Annotated in this window: 16 protein-coding genes; 10 read left to right on the top strand and 6 right to left on the bottom strand. The window is 61.3% G+C overall.

Annotated features, from left to right (window positions below):
* Positions 1 to 4 precede the first annotated feature (4 nt).
* The gene (locus tag AWM79_RS12650; protein WP_060783000.1) at positions 5 to 1000 is read right to left on the bottom strand and encodes a FecR family protein; all 996 of its coding nucleotides are present in this window, start codon (positions 998 to 1000) and stop codon (positions 5 to 7) included.
* A 137-nt stretch (positions 1001 to 1137) separates the two neighbouring features.
* The gene (locus AWM79_RS12645; RefSeq protein WP_017132043.1) at positions 1138 to 1605 is read right to left on the bottom strand and encodes an LEA/WHy family protein; all 468 of its coding nucleotides are present in this window, start codon (positions 1603 to 1605) and stop codon (positions 1138 to 1140) included.
* A gap of 180 nt (positions 1606 to 1785) precedes the next feature.
* Here AWM79_RS12645 and zapE point away from each other — a divergent pair, with 180 nt between their 5' ends.
* The 6 genes from zapE to AWM79_RS12615 all read left to right on the top strand — a co-directional run bounded on the left by zapE (position 1786) and on the right by AWM79_RS12615 (position 16435).
* Complete coding sequence (zapE, locus tag AWM79_RS12640) at positions 1786 to 2898, top strand: cell division protein ZapE (protein ID WP_060782999.1); 1113 nt, start codon at positions 1786 to 1788, stop codon at positions 2896 to 2898.
* Between the two features lie 263 nt (positions 2899 to 3161).
* Entirely contained in the window at positions 3162 to 7949 is a 4788-nt protein-coding gene (locus tag AWM79_RS12635) for a hypothetical protein (protein ID WP_060782998.1), read from the top strand.
* A gap of 80 nt (positions 7950 to 8029) precedes the next feature.
* Positions 8030 to 12796 carry a dermonecrotic toxin domain-containing protein gene (locus tag AWM79_RS12630; protein WP_060782997.1) on the top strand — a complete coding sequence of 1589 codons (4767 nt, stop codon included), beginning with the start codon at positions 8030 to 8032 and terminating at the stop codon, positions 12794 to 12796.
* A gap of 317 nt (positions 12797 to 13113) precedes the next feature.
* Positions 13114 to 14094 (top strand): phosphogluconate dehydrogenase (NAD(+)-dependent, decarboxylating), encoded by a 981-nt coding sequence (gene gnd / locus AWM79_RS12625; protein WP_017132039.1) that lies wholly within the window; start codon positions 13114 to 13116, stop codon positions 14092 to 14094.
* Positions 14091 to 15614, top strand: coding sequence for a glucose-6-phosphate dehydrogenase (gene zwf / locus AWM79_RS12620; protein ID WP_060782996.1), 1524 nt, complete (start codon positions 14091 to 14093; stop codon positions 15612 to 15614). The genes gnd and zwf overlap by 4 nt, the downstream gene beginning before the upstream one ends.
* Positions 15611 to 16435 (top strand): Cof-type HAD-IIB family hydrolase, encoded by an 825-nt coding sequence (locus AWM79_RS12615; RefSeq protein WP_060782995.1) that lies wholly within the window; start codon positions 15611 to 15613, stop codon positions 16433 to 16435. The genes zwf and AWM79_RS12615 overlap by 4 nt, the downstream gene beginning before the upstream one ends.
* A gap of 32 nt (positions 16436 to 16467) precedes the next feature.
* On the opposite strand, the gene nhaB is transcribed toward AWM79_RS12615, so the two are convergent.
* Positions 16468 to 17967 (bottom strand): sodium/proton antiporter NhaB, encoded by a 1500-nt coding sequence (nhaB, locus tag AWM79_RS12610; RefSeq protein WP_060782994.1) that lies wholly within the window; start codon positions 17965 to 17967, stop codon positions 16468 to 16470.
* Positions 17968 to 18124: 157 nt separating this feature from the next.
* Here nhaB and AWM79_RS12605 point away from each other — a divergent pair, with 157 nt between their 5' ends.
* Together AWM79_RS12605 and nudC are read left to right on the top strand one after the other, a co-directional pair.
* Positions 18125 to 18937 carry a crotonase/enoyl-CoA hydratase family protein gene (locus AWM79_RS12605; RefSeq protein WP_060782993.1) on the top strand — a complete coding sequence of 271 codons (813 nt, stop codon included), beginning with the start codon at positions 18125 to 18127 and terminating at the stop codon, positions 18935 to 18937.
* Positions 18938 to 18967: 30 nt separating this feature from the next.
* Positions 18968 to 19798: an NAD(+) diphosphatase gene (nudC, locus tag AWM79_RS12600; protein ID WP_060782992.1), complete on the top strand. Its 831-nt coding sequence runs from the start codon at positions 18968 to 18970 to the stop codon at positions 19796 to 19798.
* Here nudC and AWM79_RS12595 read toward each other — a convergent pair.
* The gene (locus AWM79_RS12595; RefSeq protein WP_060782991.1) at positions 19766 to 20545 is read right to left on the bottom strand and encodes a TSUP family transporter; all 780 of its coding nucleotides are present in this window, start codon (positions 20543 to 20545) and stop codon (positions 19766 to 19768) included. The two genes, nudC and AWM79_RS12595, sit on opposite strands and share 33 nt — an antisense overlap.
* A 293-nt stretch (positions 20546 to 20838) precedes the next feature.
* Here AWM79_RS12595 and AWM79_RS12590 point away from each other — a divergent pair, with 293 nt between their 5' ends.
* Both AWM79_RS12590 and AWM79_RS12585 read left to right on the top strand, forming a co-directional pair.
* Positions 20839 to 21108, top strand: a complete 270-nt coding sequence (locus tag AWM79_RS12590; protein WP_060782990.1) for a hypothetical protein — start codon at positions 20839 to 20841, stop codon at positions 21106 to 21108.
* 278 nt (positions 21109 to 21386) lie between these two features.
* Positions 21387 to 23195 (top strand): aminopeptidase P family protein, encoded by a 1809-nt coding sequence (locus tag AWM79_RS12585; protein ID WP_060782989.1) that lies wholly within the window; start codon positions 21387 to 21389, stop codon positions 23193 to 23195.
* A gap of 109 nt (positions 23196 to 23304) precedes the next feature.
* Here AWM79_RS12585 and AWM79_RS12580 read toward each other — a convergent pair whose 3' ends face one another.
* Together AWM79_RS12580 and rhtA are read right to left on the bottom strand one after the other, a co-directional pair.
* Entirely contained in the window at positions 23305 to 23586 is a 282-nt protein-coding gene (locus AWM79_RS12580) for a hypothetical protein (RefSeq protein ID WP_017132030.1), read from the bottom strand.
* Between the two features lie 172 nt (positions 23587 to 23758).
* Entirely contained in the window at positions 23759 to 24646 is an 888-nt protein-coding gene (rhtA, locus tag AWM79_RS12575) for a threonine/homoserine exporter RhtA (protein ID WP_060782988.1), read from the bottom strand.
* Positions 24647 to 25013: the final 367 nt, after the last annotated feature.

Below are 25013 nucleotides of genomic sequence, written 5' to 3'. Positions count from 1 at the left end.
GCAATCAGCTCCGGGGCTTGTCCCGGGGAATCGAATTGACGACTGGATTGCCGTCCTTGTTCTGGGTCAGGTAGACCGGCAGGACCTTGGGCAGTGAGGTGACCAGCTTCTCGACTTCCCCGGTGCTGTAGATCCCGCCAATGCGGATCGCGCCGGTGGCCGGGTCCGCCAGCAATACCGGGCTGCTCAGGTAACGATTGATCAGCGGCAGGGCATCGCTCAGGCTCAGGTTATCGAGGATCAGCTTGCCGTTGCGCCAGGCCAGGGAAGCGTCGTTGGCGTAGGTCTGGTTGATCTGCGGCTCGTAGTCGCCGGCTTTGTAGTGAGCCTGCATACCGGGATCGAGGAGATAGCCGCCGGGCTGGCGGGTATCGCTACTGACCAATACCGAGCCCTGAAGCAGGGTTACACGTACCTGGTTGTCGTACATCCAGACGTTGAATTGGGTCCCGGTGACACTGATCTGGCCGTTGGCGGCCTTCACTACGAAGGGATGTTCGATGTTATGGCTGACCTCGAAAAAGGCTTCGCCCTTTTTCAGCGTGACCCGTCGTTGATCCTTGTAATTGCTGTAGGTAAGCTGGGTATCGAGGTTCAATTCCACATGGCTGCCATCGGCCAGCGTGACGTGCTTGAGCTGGTCGCCGGTCTCGAAGCTCTGATAGCTACTGGGCAGCCAACCGAGATTCCAGCCGATATAGCCAGCCAGCGGAATCGCCAACAGGCTGACGGCAGCGACAGCATAACGCGACCCACCACGGCGCCTGGCAGGCAAGGGGATAACTTCGGCCTTGGGGTGAGGTGGCAGGTGATCGGCGAGGTCCCAGATCTCCACCATCGCCTCGTATTCGACGGCATGCAGCGGATCAGCCTTGAGCCAAGCCTCGAAATGCATGCGCTCGGCCGCCGTGCAATCCTGCTCATGCAGCCGCATACACCAATGCGCGGCGGCATCGGTGATCGCATCGTACTCGGCTTCGGAGAGGATAGGTTCTGTCATTGACTCTTTCCTATTTGCTCCATTCTAACCTTCCCTGGTGCTTGCCGAGAACAGCAGATGGCAAATGCATATCAGTTCGGCTGCGGTTTTTCGCCGAACGGTTCGCTAAAATCGTTGATCTCACCCGGGGCGGCGGCTCACCAGGTGCCGGCGTTGGGGCCCGCCAGGTTCAGCTGACCGCGCTCGACGAAACGCATCGTGCCGAACAGCCCGCCGGCTAGCTTGCCGCGCAGGACGTAGGGCAGGTTGTCGAGGTTCTGTGTCTGGCTCAGGCCGAGGGTCTGGCGCAGCACGGAAAACGCCGAGACACTGATCGGCACCGTCAGCGTCGCTTCGGAGAAACGCTGGATCGAGCCCTGCTGATTGCTGACACCGGAGGCCAGCGGGCGGCCGTTGACCTCAAGGTCGAGGGCCACGCCGTTGTAGTCGATGGCGTTTTCATTGGGGTTCTGCAGGCGCAGAGTCACGGCGAAGCGTACCTCCATGTCCTGACTGGGCAGCGGTTCGATGCCGACCACATTGATATTCAGCGGGTCGCGGTCAGGGAACAGCGCGCAGGCACCGAGGGTCAGGAACAGCAGGCCGAGGCCGAGGAGTTTGCGCATGACGAAGGCCTCTCGAAAGTCAGGCAGTACGGTCAAGCATAGACGCTGTGACCTTCAGGGAGTTCGCCCGGCTTTTGCTGCTGAGCGTCGCGGGCTGGCTGATGTCGGGGGGAGCATAAGGGCGTCGACCAGGACAATCTGGCATACTGCACGGCCCTGATTGCGAGCTCGCAAGATGCCATGACGGCCGATTCCCCCCTGAATGCCTACCGCGCCGCCGTCGAACGGGACGGTTTTGTCCATGACCCGTCCCAATGGCGAGCGGTGCAGGCCCTGGAGCGTTGCCATGCGGCGTTGCATGAGAGGCAGTTTCCCCTGGGGGTCTATCTCTGGGGGCCGGTCGGGCGCGGCAAGACCTGGCTGATGGATCGGTTCTACCAGACCCTGCGCGTGCCGTCGCGGCGCCAACACTTTCATCACTTTATGAGCTGGGTTCACCAGCGTTCGTTCCAGCTCAGCGGTATCGCCGATCCGTTGCGGGCCCTGGCCCGTGAGCTGGCCGGAGAGGTCCGGGTGCTGTGTTTCGATGAGCTGTTCGTCAGCGATATTGGCGATGCGATTATCCTCGGGCGTCTGTTCCAGGGGATGTTCGATGAGGGCGTGGTCATCGTCGCTACCTCCAACCAGCCGCCGCAACAGCTCTATGCCGATGGTTTCAATCGCGAGCGCTTTGTGCCGGCAATTGCCGCCATCGAACGGCACATGGAGGTGGTGGATGTCGATGGTGGCGAGGATCATCGTTTGCATCCGGGTACCGGGGTACAGCGCTATTGGGTCGTACCCAAGGGGCAATCGACCGAGCTGATCGAAACGTTCAAGAGGTTAACGGTTGGGCAGCCAGTCAGCGGTGCATCGGTTGCCATCGGCCATCGGACCCTGACGGTGGTGCGAGCCTCGCCTACCGTGCTGTGCTGCCGCTATGGCGAGTTGTGCGAGCAGCCCCTGGCGGCCATGGATTTCATGGCGTTGTGTGATCGTTACACGGCGATTTTCCTGATCGAGGTGCCGGTGCTCAGTGCCCGTCAGCGTCCCGGACGTATCGCCCGTGGCACCGAGGACGCAGCACAGCGCGTCGCTACTGGGGATCGCGAGCTGCCGCCGCTGTCGATGCACGACGATAGCGTGCGACGCTTCATTGCCCTGGTGGACGAGTGTTACGACCGCAAGGTGCCACTCTATATCGGTGCCCAGGTAGCGCTGAATGAGCTGTACACCGAAGGTTATCTGGCCTTCCCGTTTCGCCGAGCACTCAGTCGTTTGCATGAGATGCAATGGCAGCGCTTCGGTCAGTGAAACGTATGTTTTTCTGCCGTTACGGATATCGCCCATCCATCCGAGCTTGAACTAACGAACTCACCGTACAGGCCACTAGCCCGCGTATAGCCCGGTACCGCTACAGGGATTATCGGGCTACCGCACACGATTTCTGTCGCCAGGGTTGAATCCTTGGGGAGTCGTGGCCGGCGAACCGATGCGCCAGGTAACGACTCGTTCCCATCATTCGAACGAGGACGCCAACCATGTCAACGCAGTCGCCAGTCGCGGATAGTCAATCAATGGACCCGACTTCAGTCGCCAAAGCACTGTTCGCCGACCCTCCTACTTTGCTCGCAGTCGCGACACCGCTGGTTCAGGAGGTGTTGGACGAGCACTATGGTGCATTCGACTTGTCAGCCGAGCGGGTTCGTCTGGCGGTACCCTATTGGGTATTGGCCCAAGGCATCGACGGTGCCCCGGCCGGGCATAGTTACTATAGCCTCAGTGAGGTCATGCTTGAGCGTTTTGCCCTACGGGCCCCCGTTTGGGGGGCTTCCAGGAGCTTGCGTGGGGATGCCCACAATCTGCTTTGGCGCGACCCGCCACCGGTGGCGCGAAAGCCCCTGGCGATTGATCTCGACGGCCTGCTCAAGCGCCTGGACCAGGCGGCTGCGCGGTCACTGCTGGAGAATCTGAAGCAGCAACTCATCGAGTACTGGAATCAATCGCCACAAGGGCACGGGCCAAGTCGGTGGGCGCGGCTCGCGGTAGCGATCGGGCGCTTGCTCGTGGCCGGGCAGACGCCAGGCCGGCGAGGGCTTCCCGACCTGAGCCGCCTGCCATTTTACATGGGGCATTCGCCCACGGATGCCAACGGCGAAAGCCGCCCCCTGGATATTCGTGCCTTCGAGACACGGGTCTTCAGCGTGGATGCCCAGGGACGGCGCTACCCGGAGTTGTTCCCGGTAATCGACTTCCTGCGGTATGACGAGAATTTACAGCCATTGGCCTATCCACTGTATTTTCAGCCGGCCGAAGGTGGCCTGCGTCCGGGCAAGCTGGACACTGCCGAGCTGGTTGCGATGCTGATCGGTAACCGGACGGTCGGGCGTAGCCTGGAAATCAGGCAGTCGCTGGTCTGGCGCTGGAACGAGCCCGCCGAGGTGATCGGCGACAGCCTGACCAAAGGCTTGCTGGAATATCAACTACAGGCATTGAGCGCACTGCCTGCGGGGGACTTGCAGAGCAGAAGCCATCTTCAGCGCTGGGTGGACGACATCACCGATCCGGGTCGTTGGTTCGCCCTGCCCGCGAGGTCCTACGATGCCGGGCGTTTCCAGGTGCTCAGACAGGAGCGCTGCGGCCCGGCTGCGCTTGGAGTGACCAGTGCATCGCTGCCGGGCTGGTTGTTGGATGCCTCCATTGCCGATCGTGCAAGCTACAGTCAGTTGCTCGCTGGACTGGCGCGCCAGCAGTGTGAGTCCGCCGGCCGGTACTTCCTCGAAGACATCGGCACCCTCAACGAGTTTGCCGCTCGGCGATTGCAGGAGCTGATGCACGAGGACCATCCGGCCGTCGCCATCGATCCGAATACGGTCAGACTCAATATCGACAAGCTCGATTATTCCGCCACCCAGACCCTCGACCCGCAGCAGGCACAGGTGACGGTCGCGGTCGACATGACCTTGGTGGAACTGGCGTTGGCCAACCTGGGTGGCATGCGCCATACCGGCATGCGTATTCGCCTCCAAGCGCGTGGCTTGGCGCAGCCCGTACCGGACTGGATGAATCCAGATTACCTGCGTGGCCTGGTGACGCGGGCCGATATCGGCCAAGCCTATCCAGACCTGCTCAAGGCGAAGTTGATCAGCGACGTCGACGAGGCCAAGCGCCAGGAAGCCCTGTTCGCCGCGCAGTGGCGGGCTCGCTTGCCTCTACAGGCCATGGAATTGAAGATCAGGGGCGAATTGGGGTTTAGCCTCGACGGCTTTCGTTACGTGCAGGCCGTGGTTCAACCGGCAGGTCCCGGCCGGTGGGTCGATGGTGCGGAAACCGTCCTGCGGCCCCTGGCATTCAAGGCCAAGGCCGACTGGCAGGCTGACCGGGTACAGGCGATGTTTCTCATCGGCCCACGGGATATGAGCCGTGGGCCGTTGATTCTGTACCGCCCGTTATTCCTGCAACAACCGTTGCGCCAATTCGAAACCAGCCAAGCGTTGCTCGCCGCGATCCGCGAGCCTGGCGATTTACAGCGCAGTGTCTTGACCTGGATGAGCGAAACGGCACGTCCGCGTTATGATCATAATGGTTTCGAGGCACCGCATATCCAGCAGTTTCTGGGCGGTGACGAGTTTGCCCCGCCACCGCCCAAGCCCGCTCCCGCGACCCTTGCGGTAGACACCGTCGAGGGGGAGTACCTGTCGGCGATCTTCATTTCCATGATCAAGGCCCAGGTCGAGCAGGCCGACCGCCAGTCGGTGTCCAATGCCGAGCAGCGCTGGGCGGACTGGAAGGCAGGCGCCTGGCAAGTGCTGTTGAGCACCACTCAACTGCCGTTTGCCGGGCTCCTGCCCTATATTGGGCGCCTAGTAGAAGTGCTTGCCTGGCTGGTGACTCTGGAGATCGGTCATGACGATCTGCGGGCGCTGGACAGCGACAATCGGCTGGAACGGTCGGCGGGGGCGGCGGACCTGTTGTTCAATCTCGCGGCCCTGCTACTGCACTATCGCGCCACGGCTTCCGCGAGCGACATTGAGGTCCCGCCGTTGCGCCCGTTGGAACCGCATTCCGTGGCGGTGTTGCCCGCGCCAACCATCGCCCGCGTGCCCGACCTGCCCCGTGCCGAACTGAGTGCGTGGTCCCTGTCGGGGTGGCCCGTCCCGGAGGCACTGATGAGGCGCGTTCGCCCTTATCGTCTGCGGGCGTTCGACCAGCCGGTATCGGCGCTGGCCGAACTGGGGCGGGTGGCGGACTCGGGAGTGGCGCGGGGGTTGGTCCATATCGAGGACGCCGGCAAGGGCAAATGGTGTGCATTGATCCTCGGTGATCTTTACGAGGTGGCCTGGGAAGCCGAGGCGGACGGCGTCAGAATCGTCGACGTTCACGGCAACGCCGGTCCCTGGGTGCGTAGCGATGAGCAAGGACGCTGGAGCCTGGACATGCGTTTGCGCGGAGGCAGCCCGCCTAAGCGGGCCCCGGCTGGCGGCTCGCAAACTGTCATCGAGGAGCGTGCGGAACTGGTGGAACTCAATCGGCAGATCAAGCTGAGCGAACCGTCGATCAAAAGGAGTGTCGCGCGTTGGAAACTGGCGACTGAAGGCGAGACGGCCAAGCGGGTGACCTATGAGCGGCGTACCGAACTGCTCGGCGAGATGACCACCTCGCTGGAGGCCAATTTGCAGAACTATGGCCGACAACTGGAGTTGAGCCGGAGGCTGATGGCCGATCACCGGCTGACCAAGGTGGTGCGGCCCTTTCAGATCAATGCCCTGGAAAATGGGGTGATTGAACTGCAGACCTTGCTCCATGCCCACCAGACCTGGTTGATGGAAAGATTTGAGCAGCCACACTCGGTCATTTCCCATCAACCTGAAGAGCAACTGGACCCCGTGTCGATACAGGCCGAATGGGAGCGCGATGCCGCCGCCACGGACCAATCGCTCGGCTGGGCCTTGCAGCAACGGGATTGGCTCAATCAATTGAGGCAGATACGCGACGGTCGCGAGAATTACCAGAAAGTGATTGCCACCGTTGGCTGGGGCTCTATCGAGGTGGAAGTCCGTGCCTGCAAGATTGCGCAGTTGAAGAACCGTTTTGCCCTGGGCGAAATGTCGCCCGAGGTGCTCGGCCAAGAGATGTTCGACGCGATCTGGGATCAGTTCGAGCGCTTGCATGTGTCTTATTACTCTTCTCTCGATGCCATAGTGGAGGGCAATCTATCGTCCGGCGAGCGTATCGAGCTGCTGGAGTCGGTGGTCGAACAATCCGCCGATCTGCGGGAAAAGTTCGAATTCTATTTGGCGACGCTGGTCAGTCGTGGTCTGCCCACGGAGAAACTGGATCGGGTGATCGCGTCGCTGACCGCCATTGCGCAGGACACCGGCGAGGATCTGCGTCGGTTGCTGGGTATCGACGACTGGGAGCTGCCGCCCGAGTCGGTTGCCGGTCCATCGACCGCAAAGAGCCGCAGAAAAGTCATCCGCACGCGCCACCAGCAGTTGTTGTCCGGTGAGGTCAAGGCGCCGGCCTCGGCGGATGGCGAGGAGACCGTGGAGGTCAGCGATGCCTATGGGCGGGTGATCGAGACCTTCCGGCAAAATACCACCGATGGACTCTGGGAAGCGGTCGTCGCTCCGGCAGTACCCGGCAAGCCGGTGCTGGTCAAACCTCGGGTCGGCTTGGAAACGCGAGTGTCCAGCGCGCGCCAGTTGCTCAACGACGAATCCTCGGCGATCGAGCGGGTCATGAAGCAGGCCGTGCGTTCCAATGCGCCCCGGGCTCAGGAGGACATCCTGCGTCTGCAAGCCGAGGCGATGGAACAGCAGGCCAGCGAGATCGACAAGCTCCTGGCCGTGGCGCAAACGCCGCCGCGCAACCCGGATCGGGTCAGAAATGCCCAGGCGGTGGTGCGCCAGTTGCGCGAGGCCGCACCGCGGTTGCTGGCGGCCGGGCAACGCGCCCGTATCGCCGCGATCAAGGCTAACCCACCGGAAATGCCGCGTATCGACTACCTGTTGGTGTTGGGCGAGGTGAGCGTTCGTAAGGAGGGTGCGCGGACCCTGCTTGGCAAGCATGACTTCCTGCAGGAGTATGCGCTGCTCGATAAGGACGATAAGCCGCTGTGGTACGCGCACTTTCACTATGCGAGTGTGAAGGCACTGGACACGGCCTTCGAGGCCGCCCATCTGAAAACTGCCGAGCAGCGTAAGCTCGGCGGCAAGTATCAGTCACTGGAGCAGGAGAGGGCCTTCAAGAAGATCCAGACGGGGCAGGGCGGCAGTGCCAGCCTGGCGTTGCAGATCTATCGCAGTCGAATCGATCTGGCCGAGGCGCAACAGCATTTTTTCCCGGCTGATCGCCTCGGCTGACGCGATACTCCACTACCGCCCGAGAGTTGGCGGGGTCTTGTCAACTGGCCGCTTTCCCTCTTTTAAAGGATTGTGGCCCCATGACCTCGCTGGAGACTTCACTGCAACAGTACCGCAACACTGCCCGCGCCTTGTTCGCCGCGCGACCGACTTTGTCGTCGGTGGTGCAATCGCTGGTTCAGGCGGCATTGGACCAGCATGTTCCCAACCTGCGGGTCCAGGGACAGCGGACCCTGGCTGACACCCTCTGGCTGGGGGAGCGGCAGTTGGACTCCAGCTACCGCTATAGCGCGTTGTCCGAGGTGTTGTTGCGGCGCTTCAGCGAGGGCTGGAGCCCGCGCTATGACGGTCCCGGTTTGCTGTTGGTGAGCCGGACACCCGGCTCGTCGGCGGATGTTCCCGTTGCTGCGGTGAACCTGCAGCGGCTGGGCGCGACGATCAACAGTTGGGGCGATGCCTTGCTCGAAGTGTTCAAGACACGACTGGTCGCGTTCTGGAATGAGCCGGTGCCCGAATGGGCGGGCAAGGTGCCAGGATCGGACGCCTGGGTGCCCGGTTGGGATCGGCACTCGCCGCAGATTCCCAGCCGTTGCGCGGCGCTGTCGAACCTGTTGTTTGTGTCAATGTACGGTGCCGGACGCCTGCCCAATAGCCAGGCGTTCCAGGCTAACCAGTTGCTACCCAAGGCGCTGGTCAGCGAAGACCAGCCGACACGCGACAGTTTGCTGGGCAAGCAAGCCCTGGTTGCCTATCTGCTCTATGCCAGGGGACGGCGAGAACCATTCGGTGTCACGCCGGTCGCGGTGGTTTTCGCCCGCCAGTTGTCGACGCAAACCTTTGCCTATTTCCTGCTGCGCCCAGGTCAGGATGTGCGACGCCTGGGGCACATCGATGAGCTTTGGACGCTATTGCGTGGCCAACTGGCGGATCCCGGTCGACTGGAGCTGATCCCTTCACAAATGAATGTTTTCGACAACCTGGCCGGCGCCTTGCTGGAAAATCAGTTGCAGTCGCTGGAACGGCTACCGAGTGGCGTGAGTGACGGCGCTGGCCAGTCCTGGCTGGCGCGCATCGAGCATGTCACCGATCCGCAATACTGGTTCGTCATGCCTGAGCCCGCGCCACTCACTCGTCTGCAAAGGCGGGTGCGCGAGGCCGCGCCGCTGTGGTTGTTGAACGCGGCGGATAGCGACCGGCGCGACTATGCCGGGCTGCTGTCGACTCTGGTCACGGCGCTGGGCAAGTCGTCATCGCACTCTCTTTTCGACGACATCAGTTCGTTGTCGAGCTTCAGCCGCCAGGCGCTCAGGGAGGCCATGGTGCGACGGCATCCGCAGATGCCCGAGATCCGCATGCAGGATATCCAGCTCAGGCTGGAGAAATATCGGCGCAAGCCGATGCTGCCGGATGTGCTGGGCGAGTTCGAGGAAGTCCAGCTAACGCTGCCCGAACTGGCCCTGGAAAATCTCGACGATTTTCGTTTCGGCGCCACCCGGATGCATATCCGGCTCGCGGATGATAGCCTGCCGCCGGACTGGATGACGGCCGACTATCTGGTGGAACTGGTCAACGCCGTGGATATTGGTGCTCGTTACCCGGCTTACTTGCGCCAGCGGCTATTGGCCGATAACCGTTATGCGCTGGAGCGCCAGCAGCGCTTTTTTCGTCAGATTCGTGCCCAGTTGCCCCTGACGGCACTGGAACTCAAGCTCCGTGGCGAGCAGGGAGTCACCGAGCGGGGCTACCGGTGGGTCAAGGCGATATTGGCGTTCGATGCCCATGAACGCGAGGTCGACGGTTTGCCGATCGTGCTCCGGCCCCTGGCCTTCCGGGCCAGTCCCGAGGCGAGCCCGGACAAAGTGACAGGGATGTTTCTTATCGAACCCAGGGACTTTGCCCAGGGGCCGCATGTGCTGTACCGGCCACTGTTCGATCCGCCCCTGAGCGAATATGCCAGCCGGTCGGCGCTGCTGGCGGCGATCGCAAAGCCCGGAGCCTTGCAGGACAGCGTGCTGGCTTGGCTCGATAGCCATAGAGTCGCCGTGTATGCCAACGGCGGTTTCCGCCAACCTCATATCGGTGCGCTATTGCCAGGCGATGAAGCCGCGCCGGTGCCGGCACTACCGGCCCCGGCCACCTTGGGCGGCGAGGAAGCGACAGAGGGCTATATCCATCATCTGTTTCATGCCTGCATCAATGCCGTCATTCAACAGGCCGATGTACAGTTGTTATCGAACGCGGAAAAACGCTGGGCGCGCTTGAAGGACAGCGGTTGGCAACTGTTCAGTTCATGGTTGATGTTCGCCAGCGGTCCCTTGACCCAGGCCGGCTGGCTGATTCTGCTCTACCGAGGGGTTCGCCAGGATCTGCCGGGGTTGTTGGGCGACGACGAGGAAGCCCGGGCCCAGGCCTGGGCCGATATGCTGAGCAACCTGGCGGCACTGCTGTTACACGAGGTGATAGCGGGCGGGCGTGAAGCACCGCCGGAGCGGGCGGATAAGCGGGTGCCGCTGGCGACCGAGGGCGAGGTGCGGCTGGAGCGGATCACCTCGCCTTTGACCGCCGATGATTGGCCCCAGATGCCTTTCGACCTGTCCTGGTCGAATCCGCGTCGTGCCCTGTCGGCGGCCTCGCGTCTAGCGTTGGAAAAGTTCAGCGTCAAGGTCTTCGAGACGCCTGTGCGGCTGGAGAGTCTCGGTGCGGTCTCTGCAAGTGGTCCGAATAAGGGCCTGGTGCATCTTGGCGATGCTCAGGACAAGGGTTGGCACGTACTGATCGAGAACGTTCTGTATCGGGTTGCATGGAGCGACGACGGTCCCCGTGTGGTCGATGCCATGGGAGCTCCAGGACCCTTTCTGGACCGGGACGGACAAGATCGCTGGCGCCTGGACCTGCGCTTGCGCCTGCGTGGAGGCAGCGGTCGCGAAACCGTGCAGGCGCGCCTGCAACGCAAACTGCGCGACCGCGCCACCGCGTTGCATGGGCAAATCAGCCAAGCGTCGGCACGTATCGGTAGTCTGATCGGCGAAGCTGAAACGCTGCGCAAGCGCCTGGAAACCATGAGCGAGGGCAAGACCGCGAAAAACTTCAGCGATCGCCAACGCAGTGACAAACGCCGCGAATACCTGGGCAAGCTGGAGGATTTGCAGGTGGTCCTCGAAGAGAAAGTCGGCCTTGTCAAAGAACTCAATGACAATCGCCAGGTGGTGCCCAAGCCGCAGATGCTGGTGGCGGCCTTGGCGGACAGCGTGCGCAATTGCCGGACGTTGTTGAACGTATCCCTGACGGTGGGCCGCGAAGGCAGCCTGAGTGCTCAAGAGATCGGCGAAATGATTGCCGGCAACACCGATGCCCGCTATGCCCAGGTCGTTGCCAACCTGAAGAACAATGTCGAGATCACCGACAAGCAGATCCTCTGGAGTACCAAGGAATACGCCGCGCTCGATGAGTTGCGAGCGATTCCCGAAGGGGGGGCGGCGCAAGCCGATGCCCTGCAACAGGCAGTGATAGAGCCGTTTACACCGCTGGACTGGCAGGCAGTGCAACTACCGACCCTACTGGCTTTGACCCTGGACGAGTTGCCCTTGCAGATCACCTTGCAACTGGATGATCAGATATTCGCGGCCATCAAGCACAGTGCCGAGCAGACCCGATACGTAACCAACACTATCAATCGCCTGAGTGCCGAGGATCCGCGCCAGGACCGGATTGACGCCTTGCTGACGGCAATCGGTCGCTACGACGAGACCCGCGACCTGCTCGATTACCTCAAGACGCTGATGCCGGGCCAGCGTCTGCTTGAATATGCCCGCCGCTTATCCGAGCTGTTGGCGCAGCTGCGCGACGGTGCGTTGAGCAGTCTTTCCGGGTTATGGGACGAGGCCGAACCGGTTGAACCCGAACCCGCGCCCAGACCTGGTCCGGCGGTTGGTGGCAGGCGGAAGAAGTTTATCCGCACGCGCAATCGCGAGGTTTATGTTGGCCGGATACGCGAACGCACGCCCGAGCAGGAGGATGAAATCGTCGAGATCACCGATCCCAACGGCGCACTGGTGTCGGCCTTCAAGGAGAACAAGGAGCATGCCGGAGATACTTTTTGGGAGGAGGTCAAGCCCAAGCCGGCGCCCGCCCCAGCGAGCCGGCGTAACGTTGGCCTATCCCGACTGGTGACTCAGGCGCAAGCTGAACTCGATGGCGTCAAGGCCTTGATTCTCCAAGTCACCGCGTTGACCGGCACGTCCAAGGATCCCCGCGATCTGCAAGGTATCCTGGAACTCAAAGGGCAGACACTCAATACCCTGGCGAACGACATCCAACAGGTACTCAATGACGGCAGTGGGGCATCCGCGTCGGTGAAAACCGCCCAGGCACTCAAGGACTCCCTGCGCCAGGAAGCCACTCGCCTGGTTGCCGAAGGGCGTAAGGCGCGTATCGCCGCGATCAAGAGCAATGCGCCGCGGCTGGCACGTTTGCAGTATTTGCAAGAACAGGACCAGGTGGATATTCACCGCGCCGGCGGGCGACAGGCGCAGCGCCAGGGCGGCTTTCTGCAAGAGTATGTGATCAGTAATAAGGACGGCAGCCCCCTGTGGTATGCGCATTTTCATTATCCGGCGGCCACCACGGTCGATACGGAGTTTGTCAGCGCGCATCTGAAGACCCTCGCGCAACGTTACCTGGGTCGCAAGGCCCAGGCCACGGCTCGCCAGCAGGCGGCGGCGAAGATCGAGGCCGGGCAGGGTGGCCGAGCGCAATTGACACTGGATATCCACCGTGCCCGGATTCTCGATAAGGGCATGGCCCAGGCGTTGTTTTTCGATACCGACGAACCGGACAGGGCCGGCTGAAAAAAGTGGCTCGGTGTTCAATGCCTGTCAGTGAGGAACGATCTTAGGCCCGCTCGCCACATTGGTCGCAACTTTCGGCTCCCGGTCGAGGTCAGTGTTTCAAATGGTGCGACAGACTGGCTTTTGCGCCGCACAGGGGGGCCAACAAAGGTGCTGAGCCAGTGTGGCGAGCCCGTGCTCAAACGCACGTTGGCTTAACTGACAGATAGTAGCATCGGCGCTGGGTGTCGGCGTTTCAGCCGCTATCGAGACAGACATCCGCGTGTGGCTGGGCTAAGGTGTGTCAGAGTTTTTCATCGATATCGGGAGTACCCTGCATGCAACTTGGAATCATCGGACTGGGCCGCATGGGCGGCAATATTGCGCGGCGCCTGATGCTTGATGGCCATCAGACTGTGGTGTATGACCGCAATAGCGACTTTGTCGCCAACCTGGTCAAAGAAGGCGCCCGAGGTGTCGCCGACCTGCCGGCATTGGTGGCCGGCTTGGATAAACCCCGGGCAATCTGGGTGATGTTGCCGGCCGGTGCGCCGACCGAGGACACCATTGGCGAGTTGAGCACACTACTCGACACCGGCGATGTGATCATCGACGGCGGCAATACCTTCTACAAGGACGACATCCGTCGCGGTCAGGAGCTGGCGCAACAGGGTATCGACTATATCGATGTCGGCACCTCCGGCGGAGTCTGGGGCCTGGAGCGCGGCTACTGCATGATGATCGGCGGTGACGCCAAGGTGGTCGAACGCCTCGATCCGCTGTTCGCCACCCTGGCCCCCGGGGTCGGCAGCATTGCCCGCACCCGCGACCGGGTCAGCGCCGACGATCGCGCCGAGCGCGGCTATATCCATGCCGGGCCGCCGGGTTCCGGGCACTTCGTCAAGATGATCCACAACGGCATCGAGTACGGGATGATGCAGGCTTTCGCCGAAGGCTTCGATATCCTCAAGACCAAGAACTCGCCGAGCTTGCCCGAAGACCAGCGTTTCGACCTGAATCTGGCGGATATCGCTGAGGTCTGGCGGCGCGGTAGCGTGGTGTCCTCATGGTTGCTGGACCTCACCGCCGACGCCCTGGCCAGCGACCCGCAACTTGAGGGCTACAGCGGAGCGGTGGCCGACAGCGGCGAAGGGCGCTGGACTATCGAGGCGGCCATGGAGCAGGCGGTGCCGGTGCCGGTACTGGCCAACTCGCTGTTTGCCCGCTTCCGCTCCCGTCAGCAAAGCACCTACGGCGACAAACTGCTGTCGGCGATGCGCTTCGGCTTCGGCGGCCATGTGGAGACACCGAAAAAATGACTGCCATCCGTAGCAAACGCAAAGCCGAACCGGCGCCGCCGACCACGTTGTTTCTCTTCGGCGCCCATGGCGACCTGGTCAAACGCCTGCTGATGCCGGCGCTGTATAACCTCAGTCGCGATGGTCTGGTGGGCGATAACCTGCACATCGTCGGCGTCGATCACAACGCCATCAGCGATGCCGACTTCGCCCGGAAGCTGGAAGATTTCAGCCGTGCCGAGGTCGCCGCCAAGAGCAAAAAAAGCCCGGAGGAGGCGCTGGACGCGGCGCTCTGGAGCAAACTGGCGAAGAACATCAGCTACGTCCAGGGCGACTTTCTCGACGATTCGACCTACGCGGCGCTGGCCGACAAAATTGCCGCCAGCGGCACCGGCAATGCAGTGTTCTATCTTGCCACCGCCCCGCGCTTTTTCGGTGAAGTGGCGCGACGCCTGGGCGCGGCGGGCCTGCTTGAGGAAACCCCCGAGGCGTTTCGCCGGGTGGTGATCGAAAAACCCTTCGGTTGCGACCTGGCCACCGCCGAGACACTCAACGCCTGTCTGCTCAAGGTGATGAGCGAGAAGCAGATCTATCGCATCGACCATTACCTGGGCAAGGAAACCGTACAGAACATCTTGGTCAGCCGCTTCTCCAACGGCCTGTTCGAGGCGTTCTGGAACAACCATTACATCGACCATGTGCAGATCACCGCCGCCGAAACCGTCGGTGTCGAAACCCGTGGCAGTTTCTACGAGCATACCGGCGCGCTGCGTGACATGGTGCCCAATCACCTGTTCCAGTTGCTGGCGATGGTGGCGATGGAACCGCCAGCGGCGTTCGGTGCCGACGCGGTGCGCGGAGAAAAGGCCAAGGTGATTGGCGCGATCCGTCCCTGGAGTATCGAAGAGGCACGGGCCAACTCGGTGCGTGGCCAGTACCAGGCGGGTGAACTGGGCGGTAAGTCCCTGCCCGGTTACCGTGAGGAAGACCATGTGGCACCGGACAGCAACACCGAAACCTATGTGGCCCTCAAGGTGATGATCGACAACTGGCGCTGGGTCGGCGTGCCGTTCTACCTGCGCACCGGCAAGCGCATGAGCGTGCGCGATACGGAAATCGCCATCTGCTTCAAGCCGGCGCCGTATGCGCAGTTCCGCGACACCGAGGTCGAGCGCCTGCAACCGACCTACCTGAAGATCCAGATTCAGCCCAACGAAGGCATGTGGTTCGACCTGCTGGCCAAGCGTCCGGGGCCGGCGCTGGACATGGCCAATGTCGAGCTGGGTTTCGCCTACAAGGATTTCTTCGAGGTGCAGCCTTCCACTGGCTACGAAACGCTGATCTACGATTGTCTGACTGGCGATCAGACGCTGTTCCAGCGCGCCGACAATATCGAGAACGGCTGGCGGGCGGTGCAACCGTTCCTCGATGCCTGGCGTGAAGACAATCAGGTGCAGGGCTACAAGGCTGGCGAAAACGGTCCCGAAGCAGGCAACGAGTTATTGGCCCGTGATGGCCGTGTCTGGCATAGCCTTGGATGAGTGGCACGGCGCGGTATCCGATCCGGCTAGTGCTCAGCGATATGGACGGGACCCTGTTGCGTCCCGATCACAGCCTCAGTCGGCGTACCGTCGAGGCGGTGCGGGCTTTGCGGGCGGCGGGGGTGTTCTTCAGTCTCGCCACCGGGCGTCCACCGCGAGCGATGCGCGAGCAGATCGAGGCCCTGGGCGTCGACCTGCCGGTGGCGGCGTTCAATGGCGGCACGTTAATGCACCCCGATGGCCGCTATCTAGTCACCCACTACGTGCCACGGGACACAGCGATTTGCACCCTGGAGCTGCTCTCCCGACATGAGGAAGTCGAGGTCTGGGTATTTGCCGACAACCAGTGGCTGCTGCGTAATCCCCACGGCCCCCTGGTGCCTCGGGAACAGCATGCGCTGGGTTATCCGCCGACGGTGGTGGAGGATTTCGGTCCATACCTGGAGCGTATCGACAAGATCGTCGGCGCCAGCGGCAATGCACAGTTGCTGATCGACCTGGAGGCGCTGTTGCAGCCGTTGGTAGCGGATCAGGCGCTGGCCAGTCGTTCGCAGCGGGCCTACCTGGATATCACCGCGAGGCAGGCCAACAAGGGCGAGGCGCTTGTGACGCTGGCGAAGTGGCTCGGCGTGCCACTGGAACAGACGGCGGCCATCGGCGATGGCGGCAACGACCCGGCGATGTTTCACCGGGCCGGGCTGGCGATTGCCATGGGCCAGGCCGAAGAGGCGATCAAGCGCCAGGCGGATGCAGTGACCGGCAGCAATACCGAAGACGGCGCGGCGCGGGCCATCGAGGAGCTGATCCTGGCTCGGCGCTAGTGGCCTTGAGGGCGCCAAAGACGGCCATCCCCTCAAAGCCAATGACTCACCGCATACCAACCCAATAGTCCCATCACCACCGTATAGGGCAAGGCCATCCACACCATCCGCCCATACGAGAGGCGAATCAATGGCGCAATCGCCGACGTCAGCAGGAACAGGAACGCTGCCTGGCCATTGGGTGTCGCCACGCTCGGTAGGTTGGTGCCGGTGTTGATCGCGATCGCCAGGGTTTCGAAGTGCTCGCGGCTCATCTGGCCGCTGGCGAACGCTTGTTTTACCTCGGTGATGTAGATCGTGGCGACGAACACATTATCGCTGATGGCCGACAACAGACCGTTGGCAATAAACAGCATGCCCGGCTGCTGGTCGGCGGGCAGGCTCAGCACCCAGTGGATCAGCGGCACGAACAGTTGTTGATCGTGAATCACCGCCACCACCGCAAAAAACACCACCAGTAAGGCAGTGAACGGCATCGCGTCCTTGAAGGCGCTGCCTAGCCGGTGTTCGTCGGTGATGCCGGTAAAGGCGGTGATCAGCACGATCACCAGCAAGCCGATCAGGCCCACCTCGGCGACATGCAGGGCCAGTCCGGCAATCAGGATCAGCGCCGCCAGCCCTTGCACGATCAGGGCGGCGCGCTGGCGTGGGGTACGCTCGGCGTCGTCTTCACGGGCGTAGGCGGCCAAGATGGCGCGAACATTATCCGGCAGCAAGGTGCCGTAGCCGAACCAGCGCAGTTTCTCCAGTAACACGCAGGTCACCAGGCCCGCCGCCAGGACCGGCAACGAAGCCGGTGCGACTTTCTGGAAGAACTCGCTGAAATGCCAACCCATTTCATGGCCGATCAACAGGTTCTGCGGTTCGCCCACCAGGGTGCAGACACCGCCCAGGGCCGTGCCCACCGCACCATGCATCAGTAAGCTGCGCAGGAAGGCGCGGAACTGTTCGAGGTCGGCGTGGTGCAGGCTCGGTAACTGGTGGTCGCTACTGAAATCGCTGTCCTGGCGCGGGTCATTGCCCGAGGCCACGCGGTGATAGACCGAATAGAAACCCACGGCGGCGCTGATGATCACTGCGGTAACGGTCAAGGCATCGAGAAAGGCCGACAGGAACGCCGAGAGAAAGCAGAACAGCAGCCCCAACAGCGCCTTGGCGTGTACGCGCAGCAACAGCCGGGAAAACAGGAACAGCAGCAGATCTTTCATAAAGTAGATGCCGGCCACCATGAACATCAGCAGCAGGATCACCGGAAAGTTGTGCAGCAGTTCGTCGTACACCGCTTCGGGGCTGGTCATGCGTAGCAGCAGGGCTTCGACCAGCAGAAGGCCACCGGGCATCAGCGGGTAGCATTTGAGGGCCATGGCCAGGGTGAAGATGAACTCCAGCACCAGCAGCCAGCCGGCGGCGACCGGGCCGATGCACCACAGCACCAGTGCATTGAGAATCAGGAAGGCAAGGATGCAGGCCTTGTACCAGCGAGGGGAGTGCCCGAGGAAGTTGTGGGCGAAGGCTGAAGTCAGCGATGACATCGGCGAGTCCTTGTTTGTAAGAGTGCGGGCAAGGTGACGTAAGAATTCCTGAAGATCAAGGCATGGGTCCGGTTTTTGACCTGTCTGCTTCCTACAGACTGGTGCTTCCCCTTGCTATAGTCCCAGCCTGATCAATACCTTGCCAAGGATGCCTGTCATGTCCGAATACCAAACCTTTCGTGTCGAGTTGGCCGACAATATCGCCCACGTGCAGATCAACCGCCCGGAAAAGATCAACGCGATGAGCGCGGCATTCTGGAGCGAAATCGTTGAGATCTTCCGGTGGATCGATGACACCGATGCCGTGCGAGTGGTGGTCCTCAGCGGGGCGGGCAAGCATTTTTCCTCGGGCATCGACCTGATGTTGCTGGCCGCCGTCAGCAATGAGTTGGGCACGGATGTCGGTCGCAACGCCCGCCTGTTGCGACGCAAGATCCTGCACATGCAGGCGTGCTTCAATGCCGTCGATAAATGCCGCAAGCCGGTACTGGCGGCGATCCAGGGTTATTGCCTGGGCGGTGCCATCGACCTGATCGCCGCTTGCGACATGCGCTATTGCGCCGAGGATGTACAGTTCTCGATCAAGGAAGTGGATATCGGCATGGCCGCCGATGTCGGCACTTTGCAACGTCTGCCGCGTATCATCGGCGAGGGTATGTTGCGTGAGCTGGCCTACACCGGTCGCCAGTTCGGTGGTGACGAAGCGCTGCGTATCGGCCTGGTCAATCGTATCTATCCCAATCACGATGCTTTGTTCGCTGGCGTGATGGGGATTGCGCGCGAAATTGCCGGCAAATCGCCGATCGCCGTAAGTGGCACCAAGGAAATGCTCGGCTATATGCGCGATCACCGTATCGACGACGGTCTGGAATACGTTGCCACTTGGAATGCCGCCATGTTGCAATCGACGGACTTGCGTGTGGCCATCGCGGCCCACATGAGCAAGCAGAAACCTGAATTTCAGGACTGAGGGCCGTGTCCCGGTCCCTAAGGAACCGCAATGACTCAAGGTTGGACAACCGCAGTGCTGGATATCGAACAACCCGGCGGCTGGGCCGTAGCCCGAGGTCCCGAGGGTTTCCTGCTGGATGACAACGGTGTGCTGTTTCCCCGCGATTGGCTCAAACGCCAGCAATTGCCAGTGCTCTGCGAGCAGGGTATCGGTCATCGCGACGGTGAGCCGGTGTACCTGCTGGAACTCAAGTCCACGGTGGAGGTGCCGGGTTGCCGCTGGCAGGGTTTGCGCCGATTCATGCTCGAAGGCGATTTTACCACGTACAGCATGCTCGGCTATGCCGCCCAGATCGGCACCTGGGCTCGCGAGCACCGTTTCTGCGGGAGCTGCGGGCAGCCGGCGAAGCAGGTGCCGGGGGAGCGTGCGATGTATTGCCAGCCTTGCGAGCTACGGGCCTATCCGCGGATCTCGCCGAGCATGATCGTGCTGATCACCCGTGGCGATGAGGTGCTTCTGGCCCGTTCACCGCGTTTCGTCAGTGGGATGTACAGCACCCTGGCTGGTTTCGCCGAGCCTGGCGAGTCGGCGGAGGAGTGTCTGATCCGTGAAGTGCGCGAGGAAGTACAGATCGAAGTCAGCAATATCCGGTACGTCGGTAGCCAGTGCTGGCCGTTCCCGCATTCGATGATGCTCGGGTTCCATGCCGAATACGCCTCTGGCGATATTGTGCCTCAGGCCGACGAAATCGAGGACGCCCAGTGGTTCAATATCCACGACCTGCCACCGCTACCGGCGTCGCGCTCGATTGCCCGCCACCTGATCGACCTGTATGTGGCGCGCCGTCTAGGCCATGCTGAACCAGTGCTGCCAGGCTAGGCGCACGGTCAGGCCGAGGACCACGGTAATGAACACCGGGCGAATGAACTTCGCACCGCCGCTGATGGCGGTGCGGGCGCCGAAGAATGCGCCGATCATCACCGAGACGCCCATGCTCAGGCCGATGAGCCAATCCACCTGGCCGGAAAAGATGAACACCGACAGGGCTGCGATATTGCTGACGAAGTTCATGCTGCGGGCCACGCCGCTGGCCTTCACCAGGTCGATGGGGTAGAGCAGCAGGCTGCTGACGGTCCAGAAGGCGCCGGTACCGGGACCGGCCACACCGTCGTAGAAACCCAGGCTGAAACCCTGAGGCAATTGCCACTTTCTTTTGATCGGCGCATCGCTGTCCAGCGGCGCCTTGGGCGTGCCGCCGAACAGCAGGTATAGGCCGCAACCGAAGACAATCACCGGGAGCATCTTGTTCAGCCATTCGGCCGGGAGGAAATGCGCAGTCACCGCGCCGATCAGCGCGCCCGCGAGGGTGCCAAAGATCGCCAGTTTCCACTGGCGTGGATGGAACAGCTTGCGCCGGTAGAAGGTGAAGCTGGCGGTGGCCGAACCGAAGGTCGAGCTGAGTTTGTTGGTGCCCAACACCAGGTGCGGCGGCAGGCCGGCGGTGAGTAGCGCTGGGGTGGTCAACAGGCCGCCGCCGCCGGCGATGGCGTCGATGAATCCGGCGATAAAGGCAACGACGGCGAGAATGGCGAGGGTGGTCAGGTCTACGCTGAGATCGAAAGGCATGGAGTCCGCTTAGGTCGGCAGGGTACGCGGCAGGGTGGCGCGCAAAGGTCGCCATCTTACTCATTAGCGAATGTTGCCGCGACCTTATCGGATTCTATGATTGATAAGGGGTTTATATATTCTTTAAATGAATATATTTCAATTTTTGTAATTCTTTAAGGAATATTAGGCGCAATTTCCAAGGAGCGGTAAAAGCAATCGATAGCGACTATCGAGCAGGGTGATTTCTGCTTCGACGGGGTGCCGGGTAGCCTGTATCCATTGCCTTACACCAGGTTTTCGGGAGTTGCGTCATGAGACATTCACCTGCGGTTTTACTGCTCCTGCTGCTGTCGGTGTTGGCCGGTTGCGCCAGTCATCCCTCTCCCGAATTGCGTCCCTACAGCGCGCAAGAAAGTAAGCAACTGGCACTGGAAGCGCTGAATCGGCGCGGGCTATCCTTCGATGAATATCAGCAAAAGAAAGCCGAATTGCTCGGACAGCCATCCAAGGTCTATGGCTTCGATGAGCAAAGTGAAATCAGCGCCGACCGTGGCAGTCACCGATATACCCATCAGAGCTGAACGTGCGAATTGCGGCGATTCAGTTTTTTGCCAACTGTGCAAAGTCCCTCAAGTGCTTATAGGGTAGCTATCTGACTGGCGTTTTCGCCCAGATAGTTGCCATGACTGCCGTGCCCCCACAACATTAGCGTACCGGCGTTCGGCCTGAGCGTCGGATGCGGGTGTGCCATTGCTCATCTCCTTGGGATAACCATCCGCCTGGACGGTTGCCCCGTGGTGGTGACTGATCCATTATCGACACCGGATAACAATTAAATACGTGATTAGCAGGAGGCATGATGAGCACGCCGACCTTGAGTCAGGGAACCGTACCCCAGCGCCTGGCGCGTACCCGCGAGCTGATGAGCCGCGAGGGCGTCTACGCTTTGCTGGTGCCATCAGCCGATCCGCACCTGTCGGAATACTTGCCCGCCTACTGGCAGGGCAGGCAATGGCTATCGGGATTTCATGGCTCGGTCGGTACCTTGATCGTCACGGCGAAGTTTGCCGGGGTCTGGGCTGACAGCCGCTATTGGGAGCAGGCAACCAAGGAGCTGACCGGCAGTGGCATCGAACTGGTCAAGTTGCAACCGGGGCAATCCGGACCGCTGGAGTGGCTGGCCGAGCAAACGCCGGAAGGTGGCGTGGTAGCAGTCGATGGCGCGGTGATGGCACTGGCTTCGGCGCGTACTTTGGCAGACAAGCTGCAAAGCCGTGGTGCCCGCCTGCGCACCGACATCGATCTGTTACGGCAAGTCTGGGAAGACCGCCCGGTATTACCGAACCAGCCGATCTATCAGCACCTGCCACCACAGGCGACTGTCAGTCGCGGTGAGAAACTGGTGCAGTTGCGCGAGGACCTGAAGAGTCGCGGCGCCGACTGGCATTTCATCGCAACGCTGGACGATATCGCCTGGTTGTTCAATCTGCGTGGCGCCGATGTGTCGTTCAACCCGGTGTTCCTCTCCTTCGCCCTGGTCAGCCAGGACCAGGCCAGCCTGTTTGTCGCCCTCGATAAGGTCGGTGCCGAATTGCTGCAGATTCTGGAGCAGGATGGCGTGACCCTGCGTGACTACAGCGAGATGGCCGCGGCCCTGGCGAACGTGCCGGCTGGTTCGAGCCTGTTGGTGGATCCCGCCCGTGTCACCTGCGGCTTGCTGGACCATCTCGGTGCTGAGGTCAGGCTGGTGGAAGGCCTGAACCCGACCACCCTGGCGAAATCGCGCAAGAGCCTGGAGGATGCGGTGCATATCCGCCAGGCCATGGAGCAAGACGGTGCAGCCCTCTGTGAGTTCTTCGCCTGGCTGGAAACGGCGCTGGGACGTGAGCGGATCACCGAGCTGACCATCGACGAACAACTGACCGCTGCCAGGGCCCGCCGCCCTGGCTATGTGTCCCTGAGCTTCAACACCATTGCCGCGTTCAATGCCAATGGCGCGATGCCGCACTATCACGCTACCGAGCAGGAACACGCGGTGATCGAAGGCGACGGCCTGTTGCTGATCGACTCCGGGGGCCAATACCTGGGTGGCACCACTGATATTACCCGGATGGTTCCGGTGGGCACGCCGACCGCCGAGCAGAAGCGTGACTGCACGCGGGTGCTCAAGGGGGTAATTGCCTTGTCCCGCGCGCAATTCCCCCGTGGCATCCTGTCGCCGCTACTCGATGCCATCGCCCGCGCACCGATCTGGGCGGAGAGTGTCGACTATGGCCATGGTACCGGCCACGGCGTGGGTTACTTCCTCAATGTCCACGAAGGTCCACAAGTGATCGCCTACCAGGCGGTCGCGGCCCCGCAGACGGCGATGCAGCCAGGTATGATCACCTCAATCGAGCCGGGCACTTACCGACCCGGTCGTTGGGGCGTGCGTATCGAGAACCTGGCGATGAACCGCGAAGCGGGCAAGAGCGAGTTCGGCGAATTCCTGCGCTTCGAAACCCTGACCCTGTGCCCGATCGACACTCGCTGCCTGGAGCCATCGTTGCTGAGCCTGGAGGAGCGCGGGTGGTTAAACGACTATCATGCCCAAGTGCGTGAGCGCTTGAGCCCGTTGTTGAACGGTGCCGCATTGGACTGGTTGAATACCCGCACTGCGCCGATCTGATCGCTGACCGCGTCGTTGCCAGGGCGCGGTTTTCAGGTTTTTGTCGGGGGATGCGACAAAACTGGCCAGCGCATTGAGTCTATCCACAAGCCAGATCGCAGGGGCGTTCCTAACGCTTGCACATGATGATCATGCTGCGACTGGTATAGCCCGCGGGGTTCAGGCCGAAAGGGTAGTCGCCGGGGTCTTCGACGGCATCACCGGACTTGGCGATGACCTTGTAGCCATTTTCGCCGCAGGATTCGGTGGCTTTGGTGTAGCATTTTTCCCAGGAGGACGTCAGTCCCGAGCAGTTGATATGTACGCCTCGCTTGCCATGTTTTATTGGCTTGGAAGTGGCGCTACAGCCAGCGACGGCGAGTACTGCCAAGACGATCAAAAAGAGCTTCATTCCTGTCCTTAATCTCCAGCCCACGGATCAACGTGTCCGAGTTTGGCTTTTTTTTCGTGCCCGCTGCTGTCTTCCATGAATGCCTCGTCCGAAATTATCAAGGCTGGCATTGAGTTAGATGTAAACATCTCTTATTTGCGCGAGAAATACCAGAGCCGCGTCACCTGTTGTATCAATCGGCGGCCATGGCAGGCTTGGGTTCGTTGCGCATGGTCAGGGTTGCGCCGAAGCAAGCGCAGATAATACAGGCGATAGCCAGCCATTGCGCCAGGGATAGGTACTCGCTCAGGAACAGCAATCCCGAGAGGGCGCCGAAGGCCGGTTCGATGCTCATCAAGGTACCGAAGGTGCGCGCAGGGATTCGCGTCATCGCGACCATTTCAAGGCTGTAGGGCAGGGCAGTGGAGAGGACGGCGACGCCAAGGGCGACCGGGATAAGCGAGGGCGTCAGCAGTGCCGCACCGGCATGGACGATGCCGAACGGGGCCACGACGAAGGCGGCGATCATCACGCCCCAGGCAGCGGTCTGGATACCGTTGTCCGCACCGGCTTTCTGTCCGAACAGAATGTACAGGGCCCAGCAGGCACCCGCACCCAGCGCATAGAGTGTACCGACCAGGTCAATGCTGGCGCTGGTGTTTCCCGTTGGAATCAATAGCAGCAGGCCGCCAATCGCCAGACCGATCCATAAATAGTCGATGGCTCGGTGTGAGGCCAGGATCGCCACAACCAGTGGCCCGGTGAACTCCAGGGCGACCGCGATGCCCAGGGGCACACTGCGAAGAGCCATATAGAAAAGCAGGTTCATGCCACCCAGGGCGATGCCGTAGATGATCACGGTACGCAGGGGCCTGGCGGTGAACGTTGCCCGCCAGGGGCGCAGTATCAGCAGCATGATGACGCTGGCAAAGATCAGGCGCAGGGTAGTGGTGCCCTGGGCCCCGACAAGGGGGAACATGCTCTTGGCCAGGGAGGCACCGGATTGAATGGAAGCCATTGCGATAAGCAGCAGGCCGACGGGAAAGAGTGCCGTGGCCAGTCTGCGAGACTGCTGAGTCATGGGGTAGTGTCATCCAGAGCGGGCAATAAGTCATATGAAGAGGGGCTGTCAGCCTATGATGCTTAACAATGAATGATTGAGCAATATATTGCCCAATTTGGATGCCTTCTCGTCTATCAGAAGTGCCTGCGATAGAAAATTTGAATCAATGCTTGACGGCGAATTCCATAGGCCTATAATTCGCCCCACTTCCGACGCGGTCGAAACGAAAAACTCCTTTTCATTCAGTGAGTTAAGTAGATTTAGAACGATGTGGTCTTCAGTTCATCGAAGCCCGGAAGCGCTGTAAAAGAGGTGTTGACAGCAGCGTGTAACGCTGTAGAATTCGCCTCCCGCTGTCGATAGGTCGATAGGTCGACAGCGCAAG

It is taken from the genome of Pseudomonas agarici (genome assembly GCF_001543125.1).
GTDB classification, from domain to species: domain Bacteria; phylum Pseudomonadota; class Gammaproteobacteria; order Pseudomonadales; family Pseudomonadaceae; genus Aquipseudomonas; species Aquipseudomonas agarici.
Note: the sequence above shows the minus strand (reverse complement) of the source record. Positions and strands in the feature narration are given on the sequence as shown.

Excerpts from the sequence above, each read along its gene's own strand:
- AWM79_RS12650 (WP_060783000.1), bottom strand. The coding sequence starts at position 1,000 with ATGACAGAACCTATCCTCTCCGAAGCCGAGTACGATGCGATCACCGAT.
- AWM79_RS12645 (WP_017132043.1), bottom strand. The coding sequence starts at position 1,605 with ATGCGCAAACTCCTCGGCCTCGGCCTGCTGTTCCTGACCCTCGGTGCC.
- zapE (WP_060782999.1), top strand. The coding sequence starts at position 1,786 with ATGACGGCCGATTCCCCCCTGAATGCCTACCGCGCCGCCGTCGAACGG.
- AWM79_RS12635 (WP_060782998.1), top strand. The coding sequence starts at position 3,162 with ATGGACCCGACTTCAGTCGCCAAAGCACTGTTCGCCGACCCTCCTACT.
- AWM79_RS12630 (WP_060782997.1), top strand. The coding sequence starts at position 8,030 with ATGACCTCGCTGGAGACTTCACTGCAACAGTACCGCAACACTGCCCGC.
- gnd (WP_017132039.1), top strand. The coding sequence starts at position 13,114 with ATGCAACTTGGAATCATCGGACTGGGCCGCATGGGCGGCAATATTGCG.
- zwf (WP_060782996.1), top strand. The coding sequence starts at position 14,091 with ATGACTGCCATCCGTAGCAAACGCAAAGCCGAACCGGCGCCGCCGACC.
- AWM79_RS12615 (WP_060782995.1), top strand. The coding sequence starts at position 15,611 with ATGAGTGGCACGGCGCGGTATCCGATCCGGCTAGTGCTCAGCGATATG.
- nhaB (WP_060782994.1), bottom strand. The coding sequence starts at position 17,967 with ATGTCATCGCTGACTTCAGCCTTCGCCCACAACTTCCTCGGGCACTCC.
- AWM79_RS12605 (WP_060782993.1), top strand. The coding sequence starts at position 18,125 with ATGTCCGAATACCAAACCTTTCGTGTCGAGTTGGCCGACAATATCGCC.
- nudC (WP_060782992.1), top strand. The coding sequence starts at position 18,968 with ATGACTCAAGGTTGGACAACCGCAGTGCTGGATATCGAACAACCCGGC.
- AWM79_RS12595 (WP_060782991.1), bottom strand. The coding sequence starts at position 20,545 with ATGCCTTTCGATCTCAGCGTAGACCTGACCACCCTCGCCATTCTCGCC.
- AWM79_RS12590 (WP_060782990.1), top strand. The coding sequence starts at position 20,839 with ATGAGACATTCACCTGCGGTTTTACTGCTCCTGCTGCTGTCGGTGTTG.
- AWM79_RS12585 (WP_060782989.1), top strand. The coding sequence starts at position 21,387 with ATGAGCACGCCGACCTTGAGTCAGGGAACCGTACCCCAGCGCCTGGCG.
- AWM79_RS12580 (WP_017132030.1), bottom strand. The coding sequence starts at position 23,586 with ATGAAGCTCTTTTTGATCGTCTTGGCAGTACTCGCCGTCGCTGGCTGT.
- rhtA (WP_060782988.1), bottom strand. The coding sequence starts at position 24,646 with ATGACTCAGCAGTCTCGCAGACTGGCCACGGCACTCTTTCCCGTCGGC.